This window comes from Apibacter adventoris (assembly GCF_002964965.1).
In the GTDB taxonomy this organism is placed as follows: Bacteria; Bacteroidota; Bacteroidia; order Flavobacteriales; family Weeksellaceae; genus Apibacter; species Apibacter adventoris.
The window spans coordinates 74,280-100,396 of record NZ_PSZN01000008.1 but is presented as its reverse complement, the minus strand read 5'-3'; the positions used below and the strand labels follow the sequence as shown (position 1 = coordinate 100,396).

25 protein-coding genes are annotated in these 26,117 nt (G+C 26.8%); 7 read left to right on the top strand and 18 right to left on the bottom strand.

The features are described from left to right. Positions 1–936 precede the first annotated feature (936 nt). The 8 genes from C4S76_RS05075 to C4S76_RS05040 form a co-directional block, all read right to left on the bottom strand. Positions 937–2,460 carry an OprD family outer membrane porin gene (locus C4S76_RS05075; protein WP_105193297.1) on the bottom strand — a complete coding sequence of 508 codons (1,524 nt, stop codon included), beginning with the start codon at positions 2,458–2,460 and terminating at the stop codon, positions 937–939. A 387-nt stretch (positions 2,461–2,847) separates the two neighbouring features. Continuing rightward, the gene (locus C4S76_RS05070) at positions 2,848–3,696 is read right to left on the bottom strand and encodes an ROK family protein (RefSeq protein WP_105193295.1); all 849 of its coding nucleotides are present in this window, start codon (positions 3,694–3,696) and stop codon (positions 2,848–2,850) included. Between the two features lie 317 nt (positions 3,697–4,013). Further along, positions 4,014–5,189 carry a C1 family peptidase gene (locus C4S76_RS05065; RefSeq protein WP_245915796.1) on the bottom strand — a complete coding sequence of 392 codons (1,176 nt, stop codon included), beginning with the start codon at positions 5,187–5,189 and terminating at the stop codon, positions 4,014–4,016. 12 nt (positions 5,190–5,201) lie between these two features. Continuing rightward, entirely contained in the window at positions 5,202–6,812 is a 1,611-nt protein-coding gene (gene lepB / locus C4S76_RS05060; RefSeq protein WP_105193291.1) for a signal peptidase I, read from the bottom strand. A 60-nt stretch (positions 6,813–6,872) separates the two neighbouring features. Continuing rightward, a complete protein-coding gene (dapB, locus tag C4S76_RS05055) occupies positions 6,873–7,577 on the bottom strand; it encodes a 4-hydroxy-tetrahydrodipicolinate reductase (RefSeq protein WP_105193289.1) in 705 nt (234 codons plus the stop codon). A gap of 24 nt (positions 7,578–7,601) precedes the next feature. Beyond that, positions 7,602–8,201 carry a DUF5683 domain-containing protein gene (locus C4S76_RS05050; RefSeq protein WP_105193287.1) on the bottom strand — a complete coding sequence of 200 codons (600 nt, stop codon included), beginning with the start codon at positions 8,199–8,201 and terminating at the stop codon, positions 7,602–7,604. Further along, the gene (locus tag C4S76_RS05045; protein WP_105193285.1) at positions 8,198–9,082 is read right to left on the bottom strand and encodes a ParB/RepB/Spo0J family partition protein; all 885 of its coding nucleotides are present in this window, start codon (positions 9,080–9,082) and stop codon (positions 8,198–8,200) included. The genes C4S76_RS05050 and C4S76_RS05045 overlap by 4 nt, the downstream gene beginning before the upstream one ends. A 3-nt stretch (positions 9,083–9,085) precedes the next feature. Next, on the bottom strand, positions 9,086–9,862 hold the full coding sequence (locus C4S76_RS05040; protein WP_105193283.1) for a ParA family protein: 777 nt from the start codon (positions 9,860–9,862) through the stop codon (positions 9,086–9,088). Positions 9,863–9,993: 131 nt separating this feature from the next. Here C4S76_RS05040 and C4S76_RS05035 point away from each other — a divergent pair, with 131 nt between their 5' ends. The 3 genes from C4S76_RS05035 (at position 9,994) to C4S76_RS05025 (ending at position 12,731) form a co-directional block, all read left to right on the top strand. Continuing rightward, positions 9,994–11,553, top strand: coding sequence for a sodium:solute symporter (locus C4S76_RS05035; RefSeq protein ID WP_105193281.1), 1,560 nt, complete (start codon positions 9,994–9,996; stop codon positions 11,551–11,553). 58 nt (positions 11,554–11,611) lie between these two features. Next, positions 11,612–12,259, top strand: coding sequence for a YiiX/YebB-like N1pC/P60 family cysteine hydrolase (locus tag C4S76_RS05030; RefSeq protein WP_105193279.1), 648 nt, complete (start codon positions 11,612–11,614; stop codon positions 12,257–12,259). 70 nt (positions 12,260–12,329) lie between these two features. Next, entirely contained in the window at positions 12,330–12,731 is a 402-nt protein-coding gene (locus tag C4S76_RS05025; protein ID WP_105193277.1) for a hypothetical protein, read from the top strand. A gap of 76 nt (positions 12,732–12,807) precedes the next feature. Here C4S76_RS05025 and C4S76_RS05020 read toward each other — a convergent pair whose 3' ends face one another. Both C4S76_RS05020 and C4S76_RS05015 read right to left on the bottom strand, forming a co-directional pair. After that, complete coding sequence (locus C4S76_RS05020; protein WP_105193276.1) at positions 12,808–14,649, bottom strand: ABC transporter ATP-binding protein; 1,842 nt, start codon at positions 14,647–14,649, stop codon at positions 12,808–12,810. Between the two features lie 132 nt (positions 14,650–14,781). Beyond that, on the bottom strand, positions 14,782–15,369 hold the full coding sequence (locus C4S76_RS05015) for a DUF4294 domain-containing protein (protein ID WP_181044063.1): 588 nt from the start codon (positions 15,367–15,369) through the stop codon (positions 14,782–14,784). 154 nt (positions 15,370–15,523) lie between these two features. On the opposite strand from C4S76_RS05015, the gene C4S76_RS05010 reads away from it, so the two are divergent. Next, positions 15,524–16,612 (top strand): M42 family metallopeptidase, encoded by a 1,089-nt coding sequence (locus C4S76_RS05010; protein ID WP_105193272.1) that lies wholly within the window; start codon positions 15,524–15,526, stop codon positions 16,610–16,612. A 40-nt stretch (positions 16,613–16,652) separates the two neighbouring features. On the opposite strand, the gene C4S76_RS05005 is transcribed toward C4S76_RS05010, so the two are convergent. After that, a complete protein-coding gene (locus tag C4S76_RS05005; protein WP_105193270.1) occupies positions 16,653–17,759 on the bottom strand; it encodes a DNA/RNA non-specific endonuclease in 1,107 nt (368 codons plus the stop codon). 365 nt (positions 17,760–18,124) lie between these two features. Next, a complete protein-coding gene (locus C4S76_RS05000) occupies positions 18,125–18,676 on the bottom strand; it encodes a YqgE/AlgH family protein (protein WP_105193268.1) in 552 nt (183 codons plus the stop codon). A 50-nt stretch (positions 18,677–18,726) separates the two neighbouring features. Here C4S76_RS05000 and pdxH point away from each other — a divergent pair, with 50 nt between their 5' ends. From pdxH to C4S76_RS04985, 3 genes are read left to right on the top strand one after another with little or no spacing between them, the layout of a single operon-like run. Further along, positions 18,727–19,374, top strand: coding sequence for a pyridoxamine 5'-phosphate oxidase (gene pdxH / locus C4S76_RS04995; protein ID WP_105193266.1), 648 nt, complete (start codon positions 18,727–18,729; stop codon positions 19,372–19,374). Between the two features lie 20 nt (positions 19,375–19,394). Then, complete coding sequence (locus C4S76_RS04990; RefSeq protein WP_105193264.1) at positions 19,395–20,387, top strand: hypothetical protein; 993 nt, start codon at positions 19,395–19,397, stop codon at positions 20,385–20,387. Further along, the gene (locus C4S76_RS04985) at positions 20,384–22,879 is read left to right on the top strand and encodes a hypothetical protein (protein ID WP_105193262.1); all 2,496 of its coding nucleotides are present in this window, start codon (positions 20,384–20,386) and stop codon (positions 22,877–22,879) included. The genes C4S76_RS04990 and C4S76_RS04985 overlap by 4 nt, the downstream gene beginning before the upstream one ends. Before the next feature lie 340 nt (positions 22,880–23,219). Here the strand turns inward: C4S76_RS04985 and C4S76_RS04980 are convergent, their stop codons facing one another. Genes C4S76_RS04980 through C4S76_RS04955 form a run of 6 tightly spaced genes read right to left on the bottom strand, consistent with a single transcriptional unit; the run spans position 23,220 to position 26,115 of the window. After that, the gene (locus C4S76_RS04980; protein ID WP_146105686.1) at positions 23,220–23,948 is read right to left on the bottom strand and encodes a hypothetical protein; all 729 of its coding nucleotides are present in this window, start codon (positions 23,946–23,948) and stop codon (positions 23,220–23,222) included. Beyond that, positions 23,932–24,243, bottom strand: a complete 312-nt coding sequence (locus C4S76_RS04975) for a hypothetical protein (RefSeq protein ID WP_105193259.1) — start codon at positions 24,241–24,243, stop codon at positions 23,932–23,934. The genes C4S76_RS04980 and C4S76_RS04975 overlap by 17 nt, the downstream gene beginning before the upstream one ends. Before the next feature lie 28 nt (positions 24,244–24,271). Continuing rightward, complete coding sequence (locus C4S76_RS04970; protein ID WP_105193257.1) at positions 24,272–24,982, bottom strand: hypothetical protein; 711 nt, start codon at positions 24,980–24,982, stop codon at positions 24,272–24,274. Further along, positions 24,979–25,170: a hypothetical protein gene (locus C4S76_RS04965; protein WP_105193256.1), complete on the bottom strand. Its 192-nt coding sequence runs from the start codon at positions 25,168–25,170 to the stop codon at positions 24,979–24,981. The genes C4S76_RS04970 and C4S76_RS04965 overlap by 4 nt, the downstream gene beginning before the upstream one ends. A gap of 5 nt (positions 25,171–25,175) precedes the next feature. Next, positions 25,176–25,910, bottom strand: a complete 735-nt coding sequence (locus C4S76_RS04960) for a hypothetical protein (protein ID WP_105193255.1) — start codon at positions 25,908–25,910, stop codon at positions 25,176–25,178. After that, entirely contained in the window at positions 25,885–26,115 is a 231-nt protein-coding gene (locus C4S76_RS04955; protein ID WP_105193254.1) for a hypothetical protein, read from the bottom strand. Before C4S76_RS04955 ends, C4S76_RS04960 begins: the two co-directional genes overlap by 26 nt. Positions 26,116–26,117: the final 2 nt, after the last annotated feature.

Genomic DNA, 26,117 nt, shown 5'->3' with positions numbered 1-26,117 from the left:
TATTTTTTTTGAACTAAATGTACTGGAGTCTATTCTTAAATGAAAGTAAAATATTATGTGCAAAATTTTAGTTCTAAATAAAATAGAAATTATGACAAAAATAGTTATATATAAATAAATATATATTTCATAATTTATATTTGAGTGATATAATATAGAATAAGCAGTGGATATAATTGTTGGTATAACATTACAGATGCCAAAATATAGAAATAAGGAAAATTGAAATCCCATTATTATAGGAACGAAAATCTCCCATAAATTAAATGATAAATCCATTGGATATTTAATTATTCTATATATTTTACTAAAAATCTTGTTATTATATTTGTAGTTTATTTCTTCTAATATTAAAAAAATAATGAAGTAAGAAAAGTAAAATATAGCAGTATAAATAATTATATTCAATAATTTATTTTCTGGTATTATACTCAATAAAAAAATAATTAAAAATAAAGGTAAATTTATAATAAACAATAAGATTAAAATAAATATATATTTTTTTTTTAACATATCTAAACCCTTGATTAGATGCATTACAAATTTATTTATATTATCTGAATGAATAAAAAATAATTGCAGATTAAGCATAGTTTTATGATTTACAAATAAGATTTGGATGATAAATATTATGTTAAATAGAAAAGAGAAAAAAATTATTGAGAAAAGTAAAGAAGTTTTTAATATTCTTTTGTCTTGAAACAAAAGAAACAAAAATTCAAGAAAAATAAAAACTCGCTATCGCTCAAACATTTATTTTTCATCATGTTTACAAATACTCAAAGCCATTAAAACATAAAAATATACAAATGGTAAATTTATATGAAAATGTGTAAATATTGCCTTAATTTTGAAATGAATTATTTTCCTATAATTTATATTATGTTAAATAGAATAATTCAAACATTACATCCCTGTATAATTTCGCAAATGCAGTTACTTTTTTGGAGTTAATAGATTAAATGGAAATGTAACCGTAATTTTAAGATCATGTTCGTCTTGGAAAATATTTGCATATCCTCCTGACCAAGTTTTATGTTTAGAATTATTATTATAGCTGGTATAATGTAACTGAAATAATGTTCCTTTAAAATATCCTTTGGATACCGAGTAACTAAAATCTAAATTCCATGATCTTTCCCATATTTTCTGACTTTGATCATATATAGGATCACTACTAGGTTTTGCATCCCATCCATAAGCATAGGAAGTGGCAATTACAAATCCTTTCAGAAATGCAGCTATATCTTTTAATTGATAACTGATTTCGGCAAAAATAGCTTTTTCATCACGTGCATTAAAATCTGATCGTGAATTCCAAGAAATATCTAATCTGCCTTGTGTTGAGGCATAAGCAGAAGTCATTCTTTGTAAGAAATATCCCTGTTTACCGTTTGCTTTAACAGCCGTTCCTTCTAATCTTATACCCACTGGTCCTATGGGATAATTGAAAGTTATTCCTTGTAAGAAAGCAAGTCCGTCATAAACTTTAATTCCGGAATTTCCCTGATTTTGAGAGCCATAGAATTGATAGCTCATACTAAGTGGTGAGTTAAAAAGATTAATTTTATATGAAATTTTACTGAAATATTGGTTTAAATAATGTTCACTTTGTCCAAATGCAGCTTCTAATACCAAGTTATTTTTCATATCATATTTTAAGCCTAAAGAATGTAAGTAATGTACTCTTTTTGAATCTGGCCCCATTCTATAAAACTTATCCAATTTTCTATACCAAGGAGTTTTATAACGGTCTGTCCACATATAGGATGCCGATAATATTCCGGATTTACCAAAATCTAATACAGTACCCACTTCAATTCCTTCGTATGTACCAGGGAGCATACTCCAATGAGTAGCTAATAAAGTTTGCCCCGAAGGTTGTAAGTAACCTATTTTGGCCCAAAGATAGTTTTTAAATTTAAAATCCATCAAGGCTTTATAAAAACTAAATCCTCCTGTATCATCATCCCAGGTTTCTCTCCATCTTGATTTATGTTTACTGAAAGCCATTTCACTGGGGTGATTATTTCCTCGGCTATTGGGTTGCCAAATACCATATCCTCCTAATTCGAGAGAAAACATTTGGGCTATATATGCCGATTTAAAATTTAATTCTGCAAAAAAAGTGGTTTGTATAATGTCGTTTACATATTGTTGGGTAATTCTGTTTTTGCGTTCCCGATTCCGATCCCAGAAATATAAAGTACCCCCTAAAGTTGATTTTTTAAAAAAATTTTTAATACACGTAGATTTTTTTGCAGTGTCTTCTGAAGATAAATTTAAAGATAAAGAGTCCGGAGGTAAATTTTGAGATTGTTTTAATTTTGTACTATCGGGTTCATTTTTTAACTGATCAATTAAAAAATTACCTGATAATTTTTTGAAAGATTGGTTCGTTTTGGCTGAATAAAAAATAGAAAATAATAAAATGAATATTAAACTTAGTTTTTTTCTCATATTTTATGCGATTATTTTTATATAATATTAATTTCATTTTATTTATTTCTACATTAAATAATTTAATATATAAATAATTAAAATAATAATATGTTGCTATTATATCTTTTTGGTATAAATTTAGTAAAAATAATATTAGTTCATATTATTATTATTATTATTTCTTTTTAATTAAAAATTGCTTGGAGATTTAAAAGAACAAGATGATTAGATGAGATTACTGAAAAAATGAACTTTATTCCCCTATCCTACACCTAGTTAACTAATAAATAAATATAGATTTATTTTTTAAGATATTACTTATTCATAATTTTGGCAATTATCTTAAGAAATAGTTTTATAAATTATTATATTTATAAAAGTTCATCCATTCTCTTTTCTTATAAATTATTTATTTTTTACTAATGAAGAAGCTCCTAAAACGCTTATATTTTTTATTTCAGATAATTGAATAACTAATTTTTCAATATTTTTAGGAAATAAAAAATTTTTTAAGTATCTATTCATTGCCGGAGAAAATAACTTAAATGATTTGGATACACTTCCTCCAAAAATAATTATTTGAGGATCATAGGTAAATAATACAAATGATAGTAAAGCTCCTACATGCTTTCCAAAATCATCCCAAATGTTTAAGGCTTCTTTATCATTATTTTGAGCTTTGTTAAATAGCTCAAGGCTGGTAGTATTTTTATGAAAACGTTTAAAATAATGACTACTGCAGTATCCTTCATATGTAGAATCTAAATATGGTACACAGCCTATTTCTCCCGCACATGTATTAGCCCCCATATATAGTTCATTATTTAAAATAAGTCCTGCGCCTAAACCAGTTCCCATTGCTATACAAACACTATTACTGTAAGATTTAGCCATTCCATAATATTTATGTCCCAGAGCAAAACAATTGGCATCGTTATTTATATAGGTGGGTAATGAGAATTCTTTTTCTAATTTTTCTTTAAGATGAACTTCTTTCCAAGAAGGTATATTATTTAAATTATAAACGATTCCTTTCTCAATATCTACTGCAGAAGGTACTCCTATTCCTATGCCAACCACCTCAGGAGTAATAATTTCTTTAATCATACTTTTAATATGATCAATTACTACGTTTTCAGGTTGATCGGCTTTGCAAGGTTCTTTTAAAATCTTAAGTATTCCTGTTTCGTCAACTAAAGCAACACGCACATTTGTACCACCAATATCTATTCCTATTTTTACAGAATTGTTCATAAGTTAATTAATTATTAATAAATATTTATATATAAAAACAGCTATAAATATAAATCAGATACTTTAAAACCACACAAATTTATAAATAAAACTTATAATTTCTATGAAATATAAATATTTATCATAAAAAATTATATAATTGTATTATTGTAATATGTAAATACCAAAAATAAAATAAATTTATAATATTGGGTTTCAATATTAAATACTAATTTTTATTGAATTTTTTTTAATGAAAATATTAAATAAAATAATAAAGATAATACTTGTAGTGTTAAATATAAATTATAAATACACTACAAGTATATTTAATAAGTTTAAAGAGAAAGTTTTTTTCTTATATTTTTAGGAAGTGCTTTTTTATTGACTAATAAAGCGGTAGTTTTATATTGAACATAGGGTTTAGTGACATATAAATATCCTTGAAAATCATTAGATATTCCCCAAGAATTTTTTACAATATAATATTCTTTTCCAGTTTGATCTTTAGCTAAACCCACAATATGCATTCCGTGATCATCAGTAGTCGTTAAGTTATTTAATGCATCTTGACGCATTTGTTCTGTAATTTTTTTATCTGCTTTTGGTTCTGTAAATAATTGGGCTTTTTGTTCTGCTGTTAAATTATAAAGATCCAGATCGGGTACATAAGCTATTCCGTTTTTCCAACTAAAATAAGGTTCGCTGACATCTGTAGCCCAACCTACGGTATATCCATTTTTTAAAGCATTATCTATTACTTCGGTTAGTTCTGCCATTGGTATATTATAAGATGAATCTGAACTCCAATTATCAGGAATAGGAACAACAAACGGTTGATAATATGGATAATCTTTATAAGAAGATATCTCTATATAATCTGTGGGATCTAATTTTACTATTTCTTTGGCAAAGGTTTCTGGCGTGTAAGTTTTATTTTCATACACAAAAGTTTTAGGAACCTCTCCTAAATATTTATCTAAGATTTGTGAAAACTTTATATGCCAATTTAAGTCTATTGGAGCTTTTTGCGAATTTATATTTTCCAGATATGATTTTAATTCGTCCTGCATCATATTAAAATTATTACGATCTGCTCCGTTTATTAACCCTGTATAGGCTTCTTGAGGTACAATACCATATTTTTTATAGATATTTATAACATCATGAAGTTCTCCCCCATCTCCATAGTTAACATAGCCCCCCATTAGGATATATTTTTTTGCTTTATCTTCATAGGTTTTACGAGCTGTATATATTTCTGCTATATCTATGGCTTTTTTGTGTTTTTTATACACTTCGGATTCTATAAATGAATTTCCTGAATAGCTCCAACAAGTACCGGAAGAGCCCTGATTTTTTATAGATGTGTTATCTAATTGCTTAATTACCGTAAATTGAAAGTTAGTTTTTTCTGATTTATTATCTTTTATTTTGTTAATTAAATCATCTTGAGCAAAAATTCCTGAGGTTATACAACATAACATTATGGCTGATAAAACAATTCTTTTCATGAGTCTCTTAATTTATTTATTTACATCTTTCTTCTTTTTCTTTGTTCTATAATAATCATACACAAAATATCCTCCTAACAAGATTATAAAATAAGGTAAGTAATTTGTCTTTTTTTCTAAAGGAATATCTGTATTAGGAATTTTAAACATTCGATCCCATCTTATTTTAAATTTTGCTGGATGACCAAATTGATCATTTTCAAAAAGCCCTTGAATACTAAGCCATGTAAAAATTGGTGTTCCTATAATGTGATCTTCAGGTACATATCCAAAATATCTGCTGTCTAAGGAATTATCTCTATTATCCCCCATCATCCAATAATAATTTTGTTGAATCGTATAGGTATTGGTTTTTCTTCCATTAATATAAAAAAGACCATTTTCTTCTTTTAATTCATTGTGCTCATAGTTTTTTATAATCCTTCTATATTGATCGATGTTGTTTTTAGTAAGTGTTATAATATCTCCTTTTTTAGGTATGAGTAAAGGTCCGTATTGCGATCCATTCCAACCTGAGTGTAAAGGAAATATTGAGTTAGTTGTATCTATTTTTGTTTTATTGATATCTTTATAAAAAATGCCATCTTCTCCTTTTTTCTGATAAACTATTGAAATAGAATCAACAGTATCTAATCCTTTTAACTTTTCTGCATTTGTATTTGTTAAGCCTCTGAAAAAATATATCTTTTTTCCTGTTTCATCTTGTATTTCCTGATAGTTTGCATATCCTAAAATCTCTTCTATTTTTCTAGAGCTAATTCCTGCTTCAGTGGCGTATATATAATAATTCCTCTGTTGTTCTTCGTCTTTTTTAATTAACTCCGGTTTTCCATTAATAAAAAGATTATCATTTATTAATTGTATTTTATCACCTGGTAAGCCTACACATCGTTTTACGTAAGGATCTTTTCTATCTATAGCTGTGTGAAGAGAGTCTGTAGGATAATTAAATACAACAATATCATAGCGTTTTACCTCTGTCCATCCTGGTATTCTCATATAGGGTAATCGAATTTGATCTACATACGAATTTATTTGTTTTTGAGGTTGTTGGTTGTCTCCTAAAGGAATTTTATTTTGTAAAAAAGGTAACGCTACCGGTGTCATAGGAATACGTATTCCATAATTCATTTTACTTACAAATAGAAAATCTCCTACCAATAAAGTTCTCTCCATAGATGCTGTAGGAATAGTAAAAGGTTGTAAAATAAAAGAATGAATAATTGTGGCAAATATTACAGCAAATAAAATAGCTGATATAAAAGTTTCTTTTCTTTCTTGTTTTCCTGTATACTGTGTTTGAGGTGAATAGTTTAGGTATGCTAAAAATATAAATGAAAGAAATATGACTAATAGTGCATCGATCAAAGATCTATGATTAAAATGACGAATAAAATCTACCAATATTATTATTCCCATTATCGGACCAACGATAGGAATAAATATAATAAGTATCCACCACCAAGGTCTGTGGATTATTTTTAATGTAATTAAGATATTATAAAAAGGAATTAAAGATTCCCAAGGTTTTCTTCCTGCTTTTCTAAATAATTTCCAAGTGGTAATAAAATATAATATATTTGAAACTATTGCAAACAGTAAATAATATTGTAATATATGCATTTGAAGTTCTTTCTTTAATTATTTTAATAGGTAATAATAATATCTTGATTGTTACATAATTTATTTAAAACCTAATACATCTTTCATCGTGAACACCCCTTTTTTACCAATTAACCACTGCGCAGCTATTAATGCACCAGAGGCAAATCCTTTACGAGAATGTGCTATATGTTTTATTTCTATTTTATCTACATCCGAGTCATAAGAAACTTTATGGGTTCCGGGAACATTGGGAACTCGTTTTGCTTCTATTCCTAACTTGTTATTTTCTGTTTTATATGATAATTTCCAACCATCAAATTTATAAATAGGAATTATTTCTTCTGCTAAAGTAATTGCCGTACCACTAGGAGCATCTTTTTTTTCAGTATGATGTATTTCTTCCATATGGATTAAATATTCAGGATATTTTTGCATAATTTCAGCAACTCTTTTATTTATTTCAAAAAATAAGTTTACCCCTAAACTATAATTTGATGCATAAATAAAAGCACCATTTTCTTTTTTACATAATTTTTTTATGTCTTCTAACTTATCTAGCCAGGCTGTGGTACCACAAACCACAGGAATGCCAATTTCAATACATGCTTTAACATTTTCATATGCTGAATTTGGGGTTGAAAATTCAATGGCAACTTCTGCATCTTTAATATTTTCTTTGGTGGGCTTTTCTTCTAATTTAGCTACAATATTATGTCCTTGAGAGATAGCTATTCCTTCAATCTCCTTCCCCATTTTCCCATAACCTACTAATGCTATTTTCATGATAGATATTTTTATTTTTTTATTTTAAAATGTTAAACTGAATGAGAGACCTAATTTTTGATTGGATACTACAGAATTAAGGTCTTCTATAATAACAGGTTTAACAGCTAAGTCTTTATCCTTGTCAAATATAGATAAATGTGCATCTACTGTTGCGTCGACAATGTTTAAAAGATAAGCTAGTGCGGTTAGCACAATAGCATAGTCTCTATTACGCCTTTCAGAATCTTCGGCATTTGCTAAAACTTTAGGGGTCATACCTGAAATTCCTGAAAATTCATGAGGTTGTCCACTTAATTCTGCTAAATAAGCCTTATGATAACGATTATATCTATTATCATAATATTTTATAAATCCAATACCTGTACCTATGACAGCTAAAACAATAGGGGCTTTTATGTATTTTCTGTTGTATAATTGACCCAGACCGGGTAATATAGCAGAGTAAAGCGATGCTTTTAATGGACTTCGTAAATAGTTTTTTGAAATAGTATCAATTTTCCTGTTATTAACCATAACCAATTCATTATAAGCACTTAATGTACTATCTGTTTTACTGTTTTGGGCAGAAAGAGAATAATTGATAAAGATTGTGAAGATAATGAGTACTAATTTTTTTATCATTCTAATAATTTCTGAATTCTTTCAAACTCTTCCGAGGATTCAAAATTAAGAATTATTTTTCCTTTTCCCTTACCATTTGTTTTAATTTCTACTGCTGTTTCAAAATAATCTTCAAAACTTTTTAATCCTTTTTTTATATAGTTAGGAAGTTCTCTTTCTTTTTTTTCCTTTTTTTCTTTTGGATTTTTAATAGTACGAATAATTTCTTCTGTTTGTCTTACAGATAATTTTTCTTTTATAATTTTTTCGTAAATTGCTAATTGTTGTTGGGAATCTTCTAAAGAAATAAGTGCTCTCCCGTGCCCCATAGTAATTATATTATCTCGAATACCAGTTTGAATAATGGGAGATAGTTTTAATAATCGTAGATAGTTAGTAATAGTACTACGGTCTTTTCCTACTCTATTACTTAAATTTTCTTGAGTTATATGAATTTCTTCAATTAATTTTTCAAAAGATAAAGCAATCTCAATAGGGTCTAAATCTCTTCTTTGAATATTTTCAACCAGAGCCATTTCCAATAATTCCTGATCATTAGCTAACCGTACAAAAGCAGGCAATTTTTTTAATCCTGCAAGTTTAGAAGCTCTAAATCTTCTTTCTCCAGAAATGAGGTCATATTTTTCACCGTTTTTTCTTACAGTTATGGGTTGTATTAACCCTAACTGCTTAATTGAAACAGAAAGTTCTTCAAGAGCTTTTGAATCAAAATTTGTTCTGGGCTGATTGGGATTAGTAATAATATCATCTAAAGAGATTTCAATAATATTTCCTACCAATTCTTCTGCTCCTTTTTCTTGGGCAGAATTAATATTTTTGGAACTTTCACTTAATATTGCTGAAAGTCCTCTTCCCATTGCTCGTTTTTTATCTAAAGCCATAATTTATTTAACTGATACTTTATTCTTTTTTAATACTTCTTCCGCTAATAAAATATAATTTATTGCTCCTTTACTTTCTGCATCATATTTTAAAATAGACTCTCCAAAGCTTGGAGCTTCGCTTAACCTGATGTTTCTTTGTATCAAAGTATCAAAAACCATATCCGGAAAATGAGTCCGCACCTCTTCTACCACCTGGTTAGATAACCTTAATCTTGAATCATACATAGTAAGCAATAACCCTTCAATGGATAAATTAGGATTATGGAGTTTTTGTACACTTTGTATAGTATTAAGTAATTTACCTAAACCTTCAAGAGCAAAATATTCGCATTGGATAGGGATAATAACTGAATCGGCAGCTGTAAGTGCATTTAAAGTAATTAAACCTAAAGAAGGAGCACAGTCTATAATAATAAAATCATACTCATCTTTAATTTCTGCCAATGCTTTTTTTAGCATTTGTTCTCTTTCATCTTTATCTACTAATTCAATTTCAGCAGCTACCAAATCAATATGTGCAGGAATAAGGCTTACGTTAGGGGACGTAGTAGGTTGAATGGTCTCTTTAGCTATTTTACTATGTTCTAAAACCTCATAAGTACCGGCTTCAATATTTTCTATGTCAACCCCTAAACCAGAACTTGCATTGGCTTGAGGATCTGCATCAATTATTAATACCTTTTTCTCTAATACACCAATGGCTGCAGCTAAGTTTACTGCTGTAGTAGTTTTTCCTACTCCCCCTTTTTGATTAGCAATTGCAATAATTTTTCCCATTAATACCTAAAATTTCAAGTTGTAAAAATACGATTTAAATATTTTATATGGATAAAAAATTATTAACAAAGGTAGATTAAGACATTTATAAGCTTCTATTTTTATTACATTTGAACAAATTTATTTTCTGTATGAATATTACTGTTCTATTAAGTATTATTTTTATCTATTTTTTTATTCTTTTAGGAGTAGCATTTTACACATCTAAAAACTCTGATAATCAATCTTTTTTTATAGGCAACAGAAAAAGTAAATGGTGGTTAGTTGCTTTTGGAATGATAGGCACAAGTCTAAGTGGTGTAACATTTATCTCTGTCCCGGGAACTGTTGGAGCTACAGGTGGTTCTTATCTTTTTGGAGGATTTGAATATTTTCAGTTTATAATTGGAAATTTTATTGGCTATTTTATTATAGCTTTTTTATTACTTCCTCTGTATTATAAAATGAATTTAACTTCTATTTATACCTATTTAAATAAAAGATTTAATACTGAAGCTCATAAAACAGGTTCTACATTTTTTATAATTTCCAGAGCAATCGGAGCCACAGCAAGATTATATCTTGTTATTAATGTATTGGATATATTTCTATTAAATAAGTTAGGTGTTCCTTTCTGGTTAACAACCCTAGTTATACTACTGATGATTTTGCTATATACTTTTGAAGGTGGAGTAAAAACTATAGTATTTACAGATACGTTGCAAACCTCATTTATGCTTATTAGTATGATAGCTTGCATCTTATTCATCATGAAAAATTTAAATTTAAATATAAGAGAATCCATTGATACTTTAAATATAAATGGGTATTTACATATCTTTAATTGTGACCCACACTCAAAAACTTTCTTTTTGAAACATATCTTGGGTGGAATGTTTATTACTATTGCTATGACCGGATTAGATCAAGAAATGATGCAAAAAAATATTTCGGTTAAAAATCTTAAAGATAGTAAAAAAAATATGCTGACTTTTGCGACAATTTTAATTCTGGTTAATTTGTTATTTTTATTTATGGGTGGACTTTTGTATTTATATGCAATAAATCATGGTGCCGAATATCAATCTGTGTCTCATATGATAAATCACAGTCAAATAACACAAAATATATTTGGATTTAAAGATACTTCGGGAAAAATACAAAATATCATGGGAGATAATTTATTCCCTACTTTATCTTTAGCTGGTTATTTCCCACAGTATTTGGCTATTATTTTTATTATAGGTTTGGTTTCAGCTTTATTTCCTTCTGCTGATGGGGCTCTTACTTCATTAACATCTTCTTTTTGTGTAGATATTTTAGGACTGCCTCAAAAAAACAATTTAACTGAAAAACAAAAAAAGTCTTTAAGAGTTAAAATACATTTAACATTTACTTTTATTTTTTTAGTTTTAATTTTAATTTTTAAAAAAATAAATAATGATTCGATTGTCTATACCATAATGGATCTGGCTGGATTTACTTATGGACCTCTTTTGGGACTATTTTCTTTTGGCATTTTTACCAAGAGAATTCTCCCTCAAAATGGTAAGATTTTTATAATTTGTATTATCGCTCCTATATTAAGTTATTTATTTAGAATTTTAGTTTTAAAATTAGGTTATGGTATAGGCTTAGAATTGATTATAATTAACAGCGGAATTACATTTTTAGGATTATTATTAATATCAAAAAAATTTGATTTACAATAATTTATTTAATTAACTTAAATAATTACTTTAAATATATTAAAGATTAACATTTATTACTATGTCAGTATTTTTTATTTTTCTTTTGTCTCTAATTAATCCATTATCAGTTTCTAAGGAAGACCCCAAAATAAAAAATGGAGATTTAATCTTTCAAGAATCCTGTTCAGGAGAATTTGGAAATGCTGTTAAAGAAGTTACTTATAGCGCAAAAGGTTATAATTTCACTCATGTAGGCATTGTTTGGATTAATCCCGATAATGATAGTATATATGTAATAGAAGCAACTCATCCGAAAGTATGTATTACTCCTTTGAAAAAATTTTTAATTCCTGATGGCGGAAAATGTAAGCCTACATCAGTTTTAGGGAGAGTTAAAGAAAAATATCATCCATTAATATTACCTGCAATAGAAGAAGCAAAAAAGTTAGTGGGTTATGAATATGACGATGCCTTTGATATCTGTAATAATAAATATTATTGTTCAGAACTGATTTATAATATTTTTTTAAAAGCAAATCATAATACACCTGTATTTGAATTAAATACTATGACATTTAAAAGAAAAGGGACAAATAAATATTTCCAAAATTGGATTGAACACTTTCGTAAATTAAACATTCCTATTCCTGAGGGTGAATTAGGGATAAATCCCGGGGCTATGTCTAAACAAAAAAATGTGATAGATATACTATACGAAATTCCTTAGTTTTAGAAAATTTTTTTTATTTTTTAAACTTTTTTATAATTACTCTGTCAAATAATAAAAGAGAGAAAATATGAAAAAAGTATTAATTATAAGCGTATTAGTTTTATGTTCCGGTTTAGCTTTTTCACAAGATAAAAATAAAGATTCTTTACTTTCTGACTCATCAAAAAATGAATCATTTAAAGAAAATAAAGAAAAGACAAAATGTATGAAAGATAAGATGGTCAAAGAACTTAATCTTAATGAAAACCAAATTAAACAAATTAATGCAATTGATGATAAATATAAAGCTCAAGAAGAATCTTTACGAAAACAAGCTGAGGCGATTAAAGAGCAAAAACATCAATTAAAGGAAAAGAAAAGAACCGAAGTGGAAAAGGTTTTAAACGATGATCAAAAACAAAAGCTAGAAGAAATGAAAAATCAGTTTCATGATAAAAAGAAAAACGATTTTTATAAAAAGAAAAAATAGTTTGTTTTTTTCTCTTTAATTTAAAAAAGGATCTTTCAATTTTGGAAGATCCTTTTTTAAATTAAATATATATACTTTAAGCAAACTTTTGCATATCAATTAATTTTTTGTACATCCCGTTTTTTTCAATCAATTCTGTATGGTTTCCTTGTTCTATAACTTTACCCTTATCCATTACAATAATCATATCTGCATTAACAATTGTTGATAATCTGTGTGCAATTACTAAAGAAGTCCGGTTAGACATTAAGTTATCTAAAGCTTCTTGTACTAATCTTTCACTTTGAGTGTCCAGAGCTGAAGTAGCTTCATCTAAAATCATTACAGGAGGATTTTTTAAAATAGCCCTAGCAATAGCTATTCTCTGTTTTTGCCCTCCGGAAAGTTTTCCTCCTCCTTCTCCAATAATTGTATTAAAACCTTCAGGAAGCTGTTCTATAAACTCTAATGCATTTGCTACTTTTGCAGCGTTTACAATTTCATCCATAGAAGCATTAGGGTTACTTAATTTTATATTATTAGCTACCGTGTCATTAAATAAAATAGATTCCTGCGTAACCATTCCTAATAATTTTCTATAGCTTTTAATATTTAAGTCTCTAAGATCATGTCCATCCACTAAAATTTCTCCTCCATCAATATCATAAAAACGTGCAAGCAAATTAGCTAGGGTAGTTTTCCCACTACCGCTTTGACCTACAATAGCTATAGTTTTGCCTTTAGGTATATTAATAGTTACATTTTGTAATATGGGATGTCCTTCTTCATACTGAAAATCTATATTTTTAAATTGAAAACCTATTTTCAATTCATTTAAAACTAAAGCATTTTCTGATTCATAAATTTGAATATTACTTTCTAAGGTTTCTATAATTCTATCTGTAGAAGCAGTTCCTTTATGCAAATTGGTTAATGATGTAGATAACGTTTTAGCAGGTTCAAGTAATTGAAAAAACAAAGCTATGTAAATTAAAAAAGATGAAAGATCTAAACCTTTTCCATCTAAAATGAGTGAACCTCCATACCAAGTAATAAAAATCATGGCCACTGAGCCCAAAAATTCAGAAGAAGGCGAGGCTAACTCATATTTTTTCATCATATTAATAGATAATTTCCGTAAATATAAAACACTGGTAATAAACCTGTTTTTCATGGTTTCTTCCGCATTAAATATTTTAATTACTTTTGCTCCATTTAAAGTTTCATCAATTATAGATAATACGTTTCCAGACTCAATAAGTCCTCTGCGTGCATCTTTCTTAAGACTTTTTCCTATAGAAGATATAATCCAAGCCATAAACGGGAGAACTACCAATGCTATTAAAGTTAAAGATGGACTTATTAAAAGTAAAGATACTAATGTAAAAATAATTGAGAATGGAGTACGCCAAAGTTCTAAAATAGCGTTTAATAGATTTCCTTCTACTTCACCTACATCTCCGGATAATCTTATCATAATATCTCCTTTTTTTCTTTCAGTAAAATAAGATACAGGGAGAGAGATGATTTTATTATACATAGCCAAACGAAGGTCTTTAGAAACCCCACTTCTCAATAATACTATAAAATACTGGGCTAAATACCTAAAAATATTTCGTAATAAAAAAAGAATAATAACAGTGAAGCATAGATAAGCTAAGAATTTTTTAGCACCTATATCTATTATATTTTCTTGTAAAAAAAGATAAAATTTATATTTTATTTCTGAAAAAAAACCCTCTGAAGCTTTTTCTTGTACATGTTTTAGGGTTTCTTGTTGTTTTACACTTCCTCCTAACAGCATATCTAAAATAGGCATGATAGATAACACCGAAACAATAGAAAATAAGGAATATAAAACATTGAAAAAAATTCCTAAGAAAAATTCTTTTTTATAAGGATAAGCGAATTGTTTAAGTACCTTTTTTAATGAATTCATACATATTTTATAAGGTTACAAAGATAATACTTTTCCCATTATTAATGAGTAAAGGAAAATAATGATAATTTGACAATTTATTTAAAATCGTAAAATTTGAGAGTTGGAACAATAATATTTTACATTCTAAAATTAATTATTGTTAGCATCAAATCTGGGAATAGGTTGTAAATCTCCAAATTCATATGCCTGCATGAGAATATTTTCTACGTAAGAATCATCTCTTATATTATAAGGATCATAAGGTTCTTTTAAATCTATATCAAAAGCTTTGGCTTTAGTATTCCACCAAAAAGCAGACCAGCCGCTTCTTAATTCTTTTATAATATCAAATACGGTTTTCCCCGTAGCTCTATACATTAACTTTGAAAAAATCTTTCCTTCTGTTTTAGTAAGTGCTTTTAGTTTTTTTTCGTATTCGGCAGAAAGTTGTTTTTGCCTGTTTTGAATATACTTTTTAAAGTGACTATCGTTTTTATTTATCTCTAATGAATCATGAATGTTATTATATTGCTTTACAGCAATTAATAAATAGGGATATAATCTATAAACTTTAGTTTTCAGCCAAAAGTATTGATACTTATCTAAATCATTATTAAATTTAGGAAGACCATATATATTTACATGTTTCAGGTCAACAATAATACTATCTTCATCATTTATAACAAAATCTGCTTCATTTCTAATAATAGAATCAGAATTAAAAAATGTATTTTTCATATTTTTATTATCATTCTCAGGTTCTTGAGCGCTATAATAATAAAATATAAAAAATGACAGCAATATATAGATTTTCTTAGTTTTCATTTATCCTAAAATATCAAAAACTATTCCTAAAATTTTTATATTTGTATAAATTATTGCAATTCTTAAAATGAAACCTAGTATTAATAAAAGCTCTATGAAATTTTTAGAAAAGTATTTAAATACTCCTTCTCCTACAGGTGCAGAAATTAATGGGCAAAAAGTTTGGATAGATTATATTAATTCCTTTGTTGATAAAATACATATTGATAACTATGGAACAGCTTATGCTATTATAAATCCTTCTGCTAAATACAAAGTAGTTATTGAAGCACATGCAGATGAAATTTCATGGTTTGTAAATTATATAACCGAGGATGGTTTATTATATGTAATAAGAAATGGAGGTTCGGATCATATGATTGCCCCCTCTAAAAAAGTTCATATACATACAAAAAAAGGAGTGGTTAGTGGAGTATTCGGTTGGCCGGCAATTCATACGAGAAATTATACGGGAGCTGAAGAAGCTCCTAAAGTCGAAACTATTTGGGTTGATTGTGGAGCACAATCTAAAGAAGAGGTAGAAAAATTAGGGATTCATGTAGGTTGTATAATTACTTATCCGGATGAGTTTTTTATATTGAATGACACCTATTTTGTATGTAGGGCTTTAGATAATCGTATTGGAGGATTTATGATTGCAGAAGTAGCCCGTCTCTTAAAAGAAAATAATGATACATTTGATTTTGGATTATATATAACTAATTCTGTACAAGAGGAAGTAGGACTAAGAGGGGCAGAAATGATTACTGATACTATAAAACCAGATGTAGCTATAGTTACAGATGTTACCCATGATACTACAACTCCTATGATCGATATGAAAAAACATGGGGAAATAAAATGCGGTAAAGGGCCGGTGATTACTTATGCTCCGGCAGTTCAAAACAATTTAAGAGAACTCATTATAAATGCTTCTGAAGAAAATAAAATTCCGTTTCAAAGACATGCTTCAAGTCGGGTAACAGGTACAGATACAGATGCTTTTGCCTATTCAAACGGTGGTGTACCTTCTGCTCTTATTTCATTACCCTTAAAATATATGCATACAACAGTAGAAATGGTTCACATAAAAGATGTAGAAAATACGATAAAGATGATTTATCATAGTTTAAAATCAATTAAAAACAACCAGGATTTTAAATATTTGAAAGTATAAATAAAAAAGGGACTGTTTTAATCAGTCCCTTTTTATTATTTTACTTCCATTGAGAAGGATTTATTTCATTTTTTATAGCTTCGGAAATTTTTGGAAAAAAAGTAAACCCTGTTTCTTTTTCCAATTCACTTACTGTCATTTTATATAAATCAATATTTGTATTTGTTACCGGTTTTTCATTGTTCATCTTATAAGCTATAGAATAAAAAGAATTCTTATTTCTTTTTAATAATGCTTTGTAATAATATTTAGGTACTGCAATTTTATTTTTATTGTTATCATATGCATAATTAATAGTAGGATCTGTAGCTGTTGTAATTATAGCACCGGTAACCACATATAATGTATCACATTGATAAGACCAGGTTCTAACTTTTTTTTCTAAATTAGCCCATAAATTTTGATTTAATATGCTATTTTGCGGAGTCATATTAGAAAAATAAAAAGTAGTTTTATTATTGTTTTTAGAGTTGGTTCTATCTGCGCTAGGTATTTGGTGTCCTCTATCAAATCCAGGAATTCCTTTAAATAAAGAAGATTGTTTCTCTTGAAGAATTTGTGGATCAAAATTCCAAGCATCAGTCCTACCGGATTTACCTATATAATACTTGTGTAGTGGGTAAGCTACCCAATAGGCGATTTTATTTTGCGTATCATATAACATAGAGTAATTTCTCTGCGAAGGATTATCTGGTAATTTATGCGAAATAAAAAGTGTGTTTTGCATATTTTTTTGTTTAGGTAATTCTAACCAACCTAATTTACCAAGTGGTACACCTTCTTTAAATCCTTCTTGTATTAATCTTACAGTCTTAATTTCTAATCCGTTAGAAACAGATATATCAACTATACGTGTTTTTTCATTTTTATTGGGTTCTATTATTATTGAAACAGTAGAAGAGGATACTCCTTCGTTAGATGAAAAAGAAACCCAGGATTTGTTTTTATCTTCAATAGATATAGTCCATTTTCTTGTAGTCGTTATTTTAAGTTCAGAAGTAGTAGTTTCTGCCGATATCTTTTCCGGTGAAAGATTTATTATAAAATTATCTTCTTCATATTCATTATCATTATCACTACTACAATTCATATTAAACAAAAATGTACTAAATAATAATGAAATTAATAAAAAAGAAAGTTTTTTCATAAGATTTTTTTTTAATTATTTAATAAAATTAATTTTTATTTGCTAAATTATTAAATAATTAATAAACAAAATAGAAGTATAATTTATTGAATATTATAAATTATAATATATATATATTATATAGGTAAAATTATAAAATAGTATGTCAAAAATTGACATATATTACAAAATAAATAACAAATAATAGAGAATAATATATTTTATATGATATATGGTGAGAATTATGTATTATTAGTTTGTGTAAATAAGTTCAATTTTAACTACAGGCAGAAAAGATCACTACCCTTCATATCTTAGAAACAGCATTAAACCCAATATTCGACAATAAACTGAAAATAGTTTATAAATACATTATCAACTATTATTCAATTAAGTTGTGGATTACTTGGAGAATTAACCCAAATTATATTTGTTTTATCCATCTTTATCAGCTCATTTTTCCATAAATTTTTATCCCATTCTAATATATTAAGTTGAGGGTCATCATATATAAGCCAATCTTCTCTTTTCATTTCATTTTCTAGCTGCCCTTCTCTCCAACCTGAATAACCAATAAAAAATCTAATTTCATTTTTTCCAATTAAATTTTTATTTATAGATAATTTTATTTGATCATAATCTCCAGACCAAAAATAATTATCAGAGATCTTAACACCTCCTTTTATTATGTCTGGACGTGAATGAATAACGAATAAATGATCTTGGTTTACTGGTCCCCCCATATACACAGCAGTATCGGCTTCTATTCCTGGCATAAGGTCTGATAATTTTTTAGTGTATATTTTATTTAATATAAAACCTACAGTTCCTTTTTCTTTATTATAATCTGTAATATAAATTACACTTTTAGAAAAAAAGGGATCTTCAAGAATAGGTTTTGTAATTAATAATTTACCTTTGTAATCCATATCATTCATATACCTAACATTATTCTTTACTAAAATATAAAATTACACATTTTTTTATTATGGAAGATTTATCTGATAAGAGAAAAGTATATAATTCAGGTTATTTAATTGAATCTGAATTAAAAGATAATCCTATGGAATTATTCAGAGATTGGTATATATTTGCAGAGCAAAGCAATTTAATTGTTGAAACCAATGCCATGTCAATTTCAACAATAGAAGATGACAAAATTCCCAGAACACGCATAGTACTATTAAAGCAATATACTTGGGAAGGCTTTATTTTCTATACTAATTATGAAGGCAGGAAAGGTCAAGCAATTGCAAAAAACCCTAATGTTTGTTTAAATTTTTATTGGGACAAGATTGAAAAACAGATAATTATAAATGGTATTGCAGAAAAGATTGCTAGTAATTTATCTGATGGGTATTTTCACTCCAGACCAAGGGGAAGTCAACTAGGAGCTATAGTTTCCCCTCAAAGCCAAATTATTCCCAATAGAGAATTTTTGGATAACAGATTAAAAGATATGGAAGAAGCTACTAGAAATATAGAAGAAATAGAACGTCCAAAAAATTGGGGCGGATTTATTGTAAAACCTTTTCAAATAGAATTTTGGCAAGGAAGGCCCAATCGACTACATGACAGAATTATATATACTTTAGATGAAAATCAAAACTGGAACATTAACCGGTTGGCTCCTTAATCATAACTATAAATACTACTATGAAAATAAAAGCATTTTTTCTATTTATAATATTAAATTTGCTCTTTTCTTGTCATAAGGAAAAACTACATTCTATTAATTTTTATTACTGGAAAACTACTGTAGATATTAGTAAAATAGAAGAAGAGTATTTCAATACTCTTCATTGTAATAAATTATATGTACGTTTTTTTGATGTAGATAAATATGAAAATCAGTTTCCAATACCTAAAGCGGTTATTAAAGATTTTACTCAATTAAATCTAAAAGCAGAATATGTTCCTGTAATTTTTATAACTAACCGAAGCCTACAAAATTTATCTCAAAATAATATTTCGGAACTGGCTAAAAAAATTAATTCCTTGATTAGTTATATTTATAAGACTAACCATTTTCAAGAATATACAGAAATTCAATTAGATTGCGACTGGACATCTTCAACTAGAGATAATTATTTTTATTTACTTAAAGAATTAAAATCTATTTCCCATAAAAATATTAGTTGTACTATTCGACTTCATCAGGTTAAATACAAGAAAAAAACAGGAATACCGCCGGTGGATAAAGGATATTTAATGTGCTATGCAACATCTAATCCTACGGAAGAATCCAAAAAAAATTCTATTTTAGATATTGATTTGCTTAAAAACTATCTCTCTACTATACGTACATACCCGTTAGAGTTTGATATTGCTCTCCCACTCTTTTCCTGGGGAATAGTTAAAAATCATATGGGAAAAATAAAAATAATTAATGGATTAACTGCTGAAGAGTTAGAAAATAAAAAATTTACTAAAATTTCTGAAAATAGATATAAGGTTACGGAAGATCAATTTCTCCATGGTTTATATCTTAATAAAGATTTTATTATAACTATAGAAAATATCTCACCAAAACTATTAAATGAAACGAAAATGTACTTATCAAAAAAAATAGATAAACCATATAATATTATTTATTTTCATTTAGATAGTATATTTGTTAAAAGATTTAAAACAGAGGAATTATTATGAAAAAAATCATTGCATCTTTCGCCTTATTAGCTTCTTCCTTGGCCTACCCTTGTGCAGACTATAATCCTGAATATTATTATTATAACCTGTTTATGCAGGAAACTATCAATTCTCCTCAATATTTTCCCTTTCTATTAGATTTATCTTCAACTTATTACTTTTCTACTAATAAAATATTTACTTTTAAAAATGAAAATATTGAAGAATGGCAAAAATATTTACATGTAGAGTATAATCAGGCTTATTATCTGGTTTTTAAATCTAAAGAAACAGATATACGGACCCTAATTAAAGGACAAAAAATTAATAATGATACTTTGTCTTTTATCACACCGGATTTCGTAACAAAAAACATACAAGCTTTAAAATACATTGCCTATTCCAAATACCTGGAACCTTATATGAGTGTTTCTTTTTCAGGAACTAATTATTGGATGGATACTCCTTCTTTATCTGTAAATGATTTGAATTATGAAAAAGTAATCAATGTATTAAAAAGAAGTTGGAATGCAGAAACCGACAAGGAGCTAAAACTCCGATATGGTTATCAGTTAGTACGTTTGGCTCATTACAAAAAGGATTTTGAACAAGCTATTGAATATTTTAATCAATATGTAGCCTCCTTAAAATACTATCCTGTAATGTATTATTATGCATTAGACCAAAAAGCTGGAGCTGAAAGGGGATTAGGAAATTTAATTCAGGCAAATTATGATTTTTTTACTGTCTTCAACCATACTAAAAATATAAAAAGTAAAGTATATTCCTCATTAATATTGTCTCAACCCAAACAAGATGAATACGGGTATAATTTTTCCATTTCTGATAATTTTTTAGAAAATTTACTAAAAAATGCAAAAACTGAAAAAGAAAAGAATGATGCATATCTTTTATTAGGATATCAGGATTTTAATAATCCACTAAGCTCTCTGAAAAAAATAATACAAAATTCACTGGATGCCGTACAAGCTAAAGTTTTAATGGCTAGAGCTGTAAATCAGCTGGAAAGAAACTATTTACACATATCCTTCCGTTGTGGAAATCCTGAACATTGTGCAAAAGATAATACAGATAAAAGGCTACCTATAATTACAGACAATTCAACAATTCCTTTTTTCCAACAAACGTTAGATATTTCCCTGAAACAGTCATTAGATAGAAAAGTAAAGGATACAGATTTTTGGAATTTAACTACTTCTTATTTATATTTTTTACAAAAAAATTATAAAAAATCCCGTGAGTTTTTATCTAAGGTCCATACTGAACAAAAAATTCACAAAGAACAAAAAATCAGACTGGAGATGTTATTGGATATTTGTGAGCAGCCTATTATTACTCCTGAATTTGAAAAAATATTATTTTCAAAATATAAAAATATATTTCATGATAATTTAAAAAATAATGACTATACTTCTACCCAATCTTTTATTATAGATATTTTAGCTAATCGTTATTTTTTACAAAAACAATACGCCCAATCCTTTTTATTGCATAATCAAATTACAGATCTGGAATATAATCCTAATTTATCCTTACTAGAGGATATAGTTGCTCTATATCATAAGAAAAATAAATCTCCTATGGATACATATTTGGTTGAAAATATATCACCATACGGCTATCATGGAAATGTACAAAAAAAACAAACCGATTTTAATTTTGATGAATATGTAGCCCAGATGAAAGGAAATGTTTATTTGTCTCAGGGCGAATTACAAAAAGCACTTGCTGAGTTCCAAAAAGTAAGTAATAATTTTACACTTTTTAGCCTCAATCATAGATATGGAGAAGAACAAACTTTGAAACCCAATGAATATAACGGCTATAGCAACATTCCCTATTATATTTTCGGATATAATAAGATTGAATCTTTTCAATCTCCTGAATCAGAAGTTATGGGCGTAGATTATCTGAAAGATTTTAAGTTTATCAAATCTACTATGAATAAACGGGAATTAACTGAAGCTCTAATTTCCTTGCAAAAAATAGCACAGAAGGAAAACGAACAATCTGCAAAAGCTAATTATCTTTTAGGAAACTTTTTTTATAATACTTCCAGTACCGGATATTACCGACATATCTTACGATTTGATAAAAACAACCAGAATGGAACTAAATTTTACGATAATAATACTCATTTAGATATTTTTGCTAAGGTGTATTTTAAAGATTATCCTTATACTGCTTATTTTTTGGATTATACTAAAATTCCTACTCAATATTTGGAAAAAGCGCTCAGTTTGGCAAAAGACAGAGAACTTAAAGCCCGAATTGTTTTTGCTCTTTCTAAATTAGAACAGGAAGATTTTTACTTGGGGAATAACTTATTGGGATATTATTGGTACTACAGAGATAAATTACCGGAAGGAGATGGCATTTTAATTAAAAACCGAAGATATTTTGCTTCTCTTAGCGATTTAAAAGATACTCAATTTTATAAGGAAGTAAAAAGTAACTGTTTATACTTTGAATATTATGTTACTCATTATTAGAATATTTTTACATTTTTAAAGATAATAGGTTGGTTTCTCTGTTTTATAATCAAATATAATAGTCTTTAATTTTTTGTAAAGACTACTTACTTGACCTATTGTCTTTTTTTTTGTAAATAATGGGTGTCCAATGAAAAATTGGTCTAATTTTACTGTTACATAATGTAAATATTATTAAGGAACAAAGTATATCATTTTTTAATTGAGACGTTTTTATTGATAAGGATGGAATTTTATATTTTACTATAAATAAATATTGTATTCCTCTTAATTAAATCCATATTATTTCGATACTCATAATTTACTACTTTTATAACTTGAGTATTAGTTTATTATAATTTCACTCTCCTTGTTTTATTATTTTACAGTTGAAGAAATATCCTAAACTATCTATATCACACTTTTCAATGGACCCATTATTACAATGAAATATACCATTTTTTTCTTTGCATATTTTTCCTGAATCATAAGTATAAATAGAAGTATCTAAATCTATCATTATTTTATTCTTTTTCTTTTGGTAAATTACACTATCTTTTTTCATTAATAATTTTAATTTTCCATTTCTATAAAAAGAGGTATAAGATGGAAAAATATTTTCTTTTAAACAGGAATTTTTTTCTTTTGGAAAATCGTAAAGGGTATGTCTATTTATGATTAGAGAATCTTTTTGGAAAGAAAAATATAAGCAATTTGAGTTTTCAGATTTCAAACTTCTACTACTTTTAATTGAAGAAAAGCCAAAAAAATAGATTGAATCAGGTGTATATATATGTAAACTATAATCATCTTCTGAAAAAAGATGTTGAAAGAAAAAGTTATCTTGTATAATAAAATCTTTCAGTCTTTTTTTAGCTAAAAACGAATCTATTTGTTTTTGTCTATATTGATAAAATTCTTTATGCAAACTATCATTAAAGAACCTTTTTCTTTTATTATAGTTTATTGCTTTGCTTATATATTCTTTTTCTTGCAAAGTTTTTATAATTTTATCTGTTTTATGTATATCATTAGAGCTACATCCAATTAAGAATAATAAACAGATACAGTAATTATTTATCTTTTTCAATAATATCATAATTAAAAGCTTCATTATAATCTATCTCTTTGATAGTTTGAGTTATAGGATTAAAAATAGGATAATTATTTTCATATTTATTAATATATAGATTTTTATGATTATTGTCTATTAAACGCGTTTTTGAACCTATTTTATCACGATCGTAATAATCTCTTAAAGGAATTCTCGCAGCCATACTTATTTTATTTTCTATATGGGAAGCATAGATTTCATCTACCATAATTGTTCCTTCCCAATAACTTAAATCTTGCTGTTTTAAGTGAAATGATTTTACATGTCCCATTTTATGCCCTAAAACAATATAGGAAGGATTATTTTATAGTATCACAATAAATGTACTCTCCCTTTTCGTTTTTCATACATTTTTTACTAATATTTCTACATTCCATAATATTATTTTTAGTCATACAAATACCATTTGAAGTAAACCATTTTGTTGTATTTAAATCTATCAAAGTTTTGCTATTATTGCGTTTTAATAAAATGGAGTCTTTATTATGATTTATTTTAGATAAATAATCTAACCTATTATTTATATAACTTGAAATATAATAGCTATCAAAACTGTTTTTATTATCTGACAATGATTTATTTACATAATATAAATTATTGTCAGAAGTATAAAAAAATGGATTACCTAAACTAAATGTTTTTATATCTTTTCTTCTAATAGTTTTACTTTCTTTTGAAATTGAATAATTGTAAATAAGTACAGAATCTTTATATATAATAAATGCATTATAAAGCGGAATTCCTGATGCATCATTTATATTAAAGCTTTCTTGAATTATAAAATTTCTTATCTTTTTCTGTTTAATATATTTATTTATAAATTTTCTATCTTTAAAAAAGTCTTGATACAATTTATTATAAAATCCCTTATTTTGTGGAGAAAAAGTCATATAGGTCTGTTCTATATTTTTAGTTTCAATATTCTGAATTATTTTTGCAGACTTATTGACACCTGTAATATTACAAGATATAATCAATAAAATAAATAGCGTATATATTAATTTATTCATTTTTTTATATGATAATAATTAAATGCTACTGATTTGTCTAATTTATGTAATGGTTTTGCAAAATAATCTTCTGATTGGTTAATATAAAATGAGAATCCCTCTTTATCCATAATATCTCCATATCCAGAACCATCGTATTTATCCCTTAGGTTTGCTGCTCTATATCTTATTCTCAATATGAGAAGCATAGAGCTCACTTTATAGTATCACAATGATATAAAAAACCAGTATCATGCATTCTTTTACATTTCATATTTACATTATTACAGCTAAGAATATTGTCCTTTTCTGTACAGTATCCATTCGGTGTAAAAAATTTTTGACTATTTAGATCTATATTTACATTACTATTTTTTCTAAATATTATTGAATCGAATTCCATGACTAGATTTAATTTTCCATTTTTATAACTAGATAAATAATTTTGATTATTTGTAGAAAAATCAGAAAATAATTCTTTTTTAGTTTTTTTATAACATATATTGTTACTGAAAACCTTGTCAATACCTCTGTTTATTTCTATAGATTTATTTTTGAATGTATATATTAAACATCCATTATCTGCGACATTATTCATTACTATATCATAAGAAATACCTTTTTTGGAATGAAAGTAGTAAATAGAATCTTTTGTAGTTATAATCGCTAAATAAAATGGATTTTGAGATGATAAAAATTCTGTACCAAACTTTTCTTCTAAAAGAAAAATATCGAATTTATGTTTTTGTAAAAAAAATTTCACCTGATTATCCCTAAAAAGGAATAAGTCTTGATAAATAGTATCTAATTTTCCCCCATTTATATATTTTTCTTTCTGTATTTTTTCGACTATTATTGGAGGGGTATATAAATTTTGATTACAAGAACATAATAAAAGAAGTGTTAATGTCTTTAAATATGCTTTATTGATCTTTTTGAATAATATCATAATTATATGCTATATTTTTATCTAATTTTTTAGGTTTTAAATTTGGATAATTACTTTCTTCTTTATTAATATACAAACTAAAATGTTCTATATCAACTAATCTTGTTCCTCCAAATTTATCTCTTTCATAAAAATCTCTCAGAGGAATACCTGCTGCTTTTCGTATTTTGTTTTCTATATGGGAAGCATAAATTTCATCTATCACTA

Coding starts and splice junctions, on each gene's coding strand:
- C4S76_RS05040 (WP_105193283.1), bottom strand. CDS start 9,862: ATGGGAAAAATTATTGCAATTGCTAATCAAAAAGGGGGAGTAGGAAAA.
- pdxH (WP_105193266.1), top strand. CDS start 18,727: ATGGAAGATTTATCTGATAAGAGAAAAGTATATAATTCAGGTTATTTA.
- C4S76_RS05035 (WP_105193281.1), top strand. CDS start 9,994: ATGAATATTACTGTTCTATTAAGTATTATTTTTATCTATTTTTTTATT.
- C4S76_RS04975 (WP_105193259.1), bottom strand. CDS start 24,243: ATGGGACATGTAAAATCATTTCACTTAAAACAGCAAGATTTAAGTTAT.
- C4S76_RS05010 (WP_105193272.1), top strand. CDS start 15,524: ATGAAACCTAGTATTAATAAAAGCTCTATGAAATTTTTAGAAAAGTAT.
- C4S76_RS05030 (WP_105193279.1), top strand. CDS start 11,612: ATGTCAGTATTTTTTATTTTTCTTTTGTCTCTAATTAATCCATTATCA.
- lepB (WP_105193291.1), bottom strand. CDS start 6,812: ATGCATATATTACAATATTATTTACTGTTTGCAATAGTTTCAAATATA.
- C4S76_RS04970 (WP_105193257.1), bottom strand. CDS start 24,982: ATGAATAAATTAATATATACGCTATTTATTTTATTGATTATATCTTGT.
- dapB (WP_105193289.1), bottom strand. CDS start 7,577: ATGAAAATAGCATTAGTAGGTTATGGGAAAATGGGGAAGGAGATTGAA.
- C4S76_RS05015 (WP_181044063.1), bottom strand. CDS start 15,369: ATGAAAAATACATTTTTTAATTCTGATTCTATTATTAGAAATGAAGCA.
- C4S76_RS04965 (WP_105193256.1), bottom strand. CDS start 25,170: ATGCTTCTCATATTGAGAATAAGATATAGAGCAGCAAACCTAAGGGAT.
- C4S76_RS05025 (WP_105193277.1), top strand. CDS start 12,330: ATGAAAAAAGTATTAATTATAAGCGTATTAGTTTTATGTTCCGGTTTA.
- C4S76_RS05045 (WP_105193285.1), bottom strand. CDS start 9,082: ATGGCTTTAGATAAAAAACGAGCAATGGGAAGAGGACTTTCAGCAATA.
- C4S76_RS05050 (WP_105193287.1), bottom strand. CDS start 8,201: ATGATAAAAAAATTAGTACTCATTATCTTCACAATCTTTATCAATTAT.
- C4S76_RS05020 (WP_105193276.1), bottom strand. CDS start 14,649: ATGAATTCATTAAAAAAGGTACTTAAACAATTCGCTTATCCTTATAAA.
- C4S76_RS05075 (WP_105193297.1), bottom strand. CDS start 2,460: ATGAGAAAAAAACTAAGTTTAATATTCATTTTATTATTTTCTATTTTT.
- C4S76_RS04990 (WP_105193264.1), top strand. CDS start 19,395: ATGAAAATAAAAGCATTTTTTCTATTTATAATATTAAATTTGCTCTTT.
- C4S76_RS04960 (WP_105193255.1), bottom strand. CDS start 25,910: ATGATATTATTCAAAAAGATCAATAAAGCATATTTAAAGACATTAACA.
- C4S76_RS04985 (WP_105193262.1), top strand. CDS start 20,384: ATGAAAAAAATCATTGCATCTTTCGCCTTATTAGCTTCTTCCTTGGCC.
- C4S76_RS05065 (WP_245915796.1), bottom strand. CDS start 5,189: ATGAAAAGAATTGTTTTATCAGCCATAATGTTATGTTGTATAACCTCA.
- C4S76_RS05005 (WP_105193270.1), bottom strand. CDS start 17,759: ATGAAAAAACTTTCTTTTTTATTAATTTCATTATTATTTAGTACATTT.
- C4S76_RS05070 (WP_105193295.1), bottom strand. CDS start 3,696: ATGAACAATTCTGTAAAAATAGGAATAGATATTGGTGGTACAAATGTG.
- C4S76_RS05000 (WP_105193268.1), bottom strand. CDS start 18,676: ATGAATGATATGGATTACAAAGGTAAATTATTAATTACAAAACCTATT.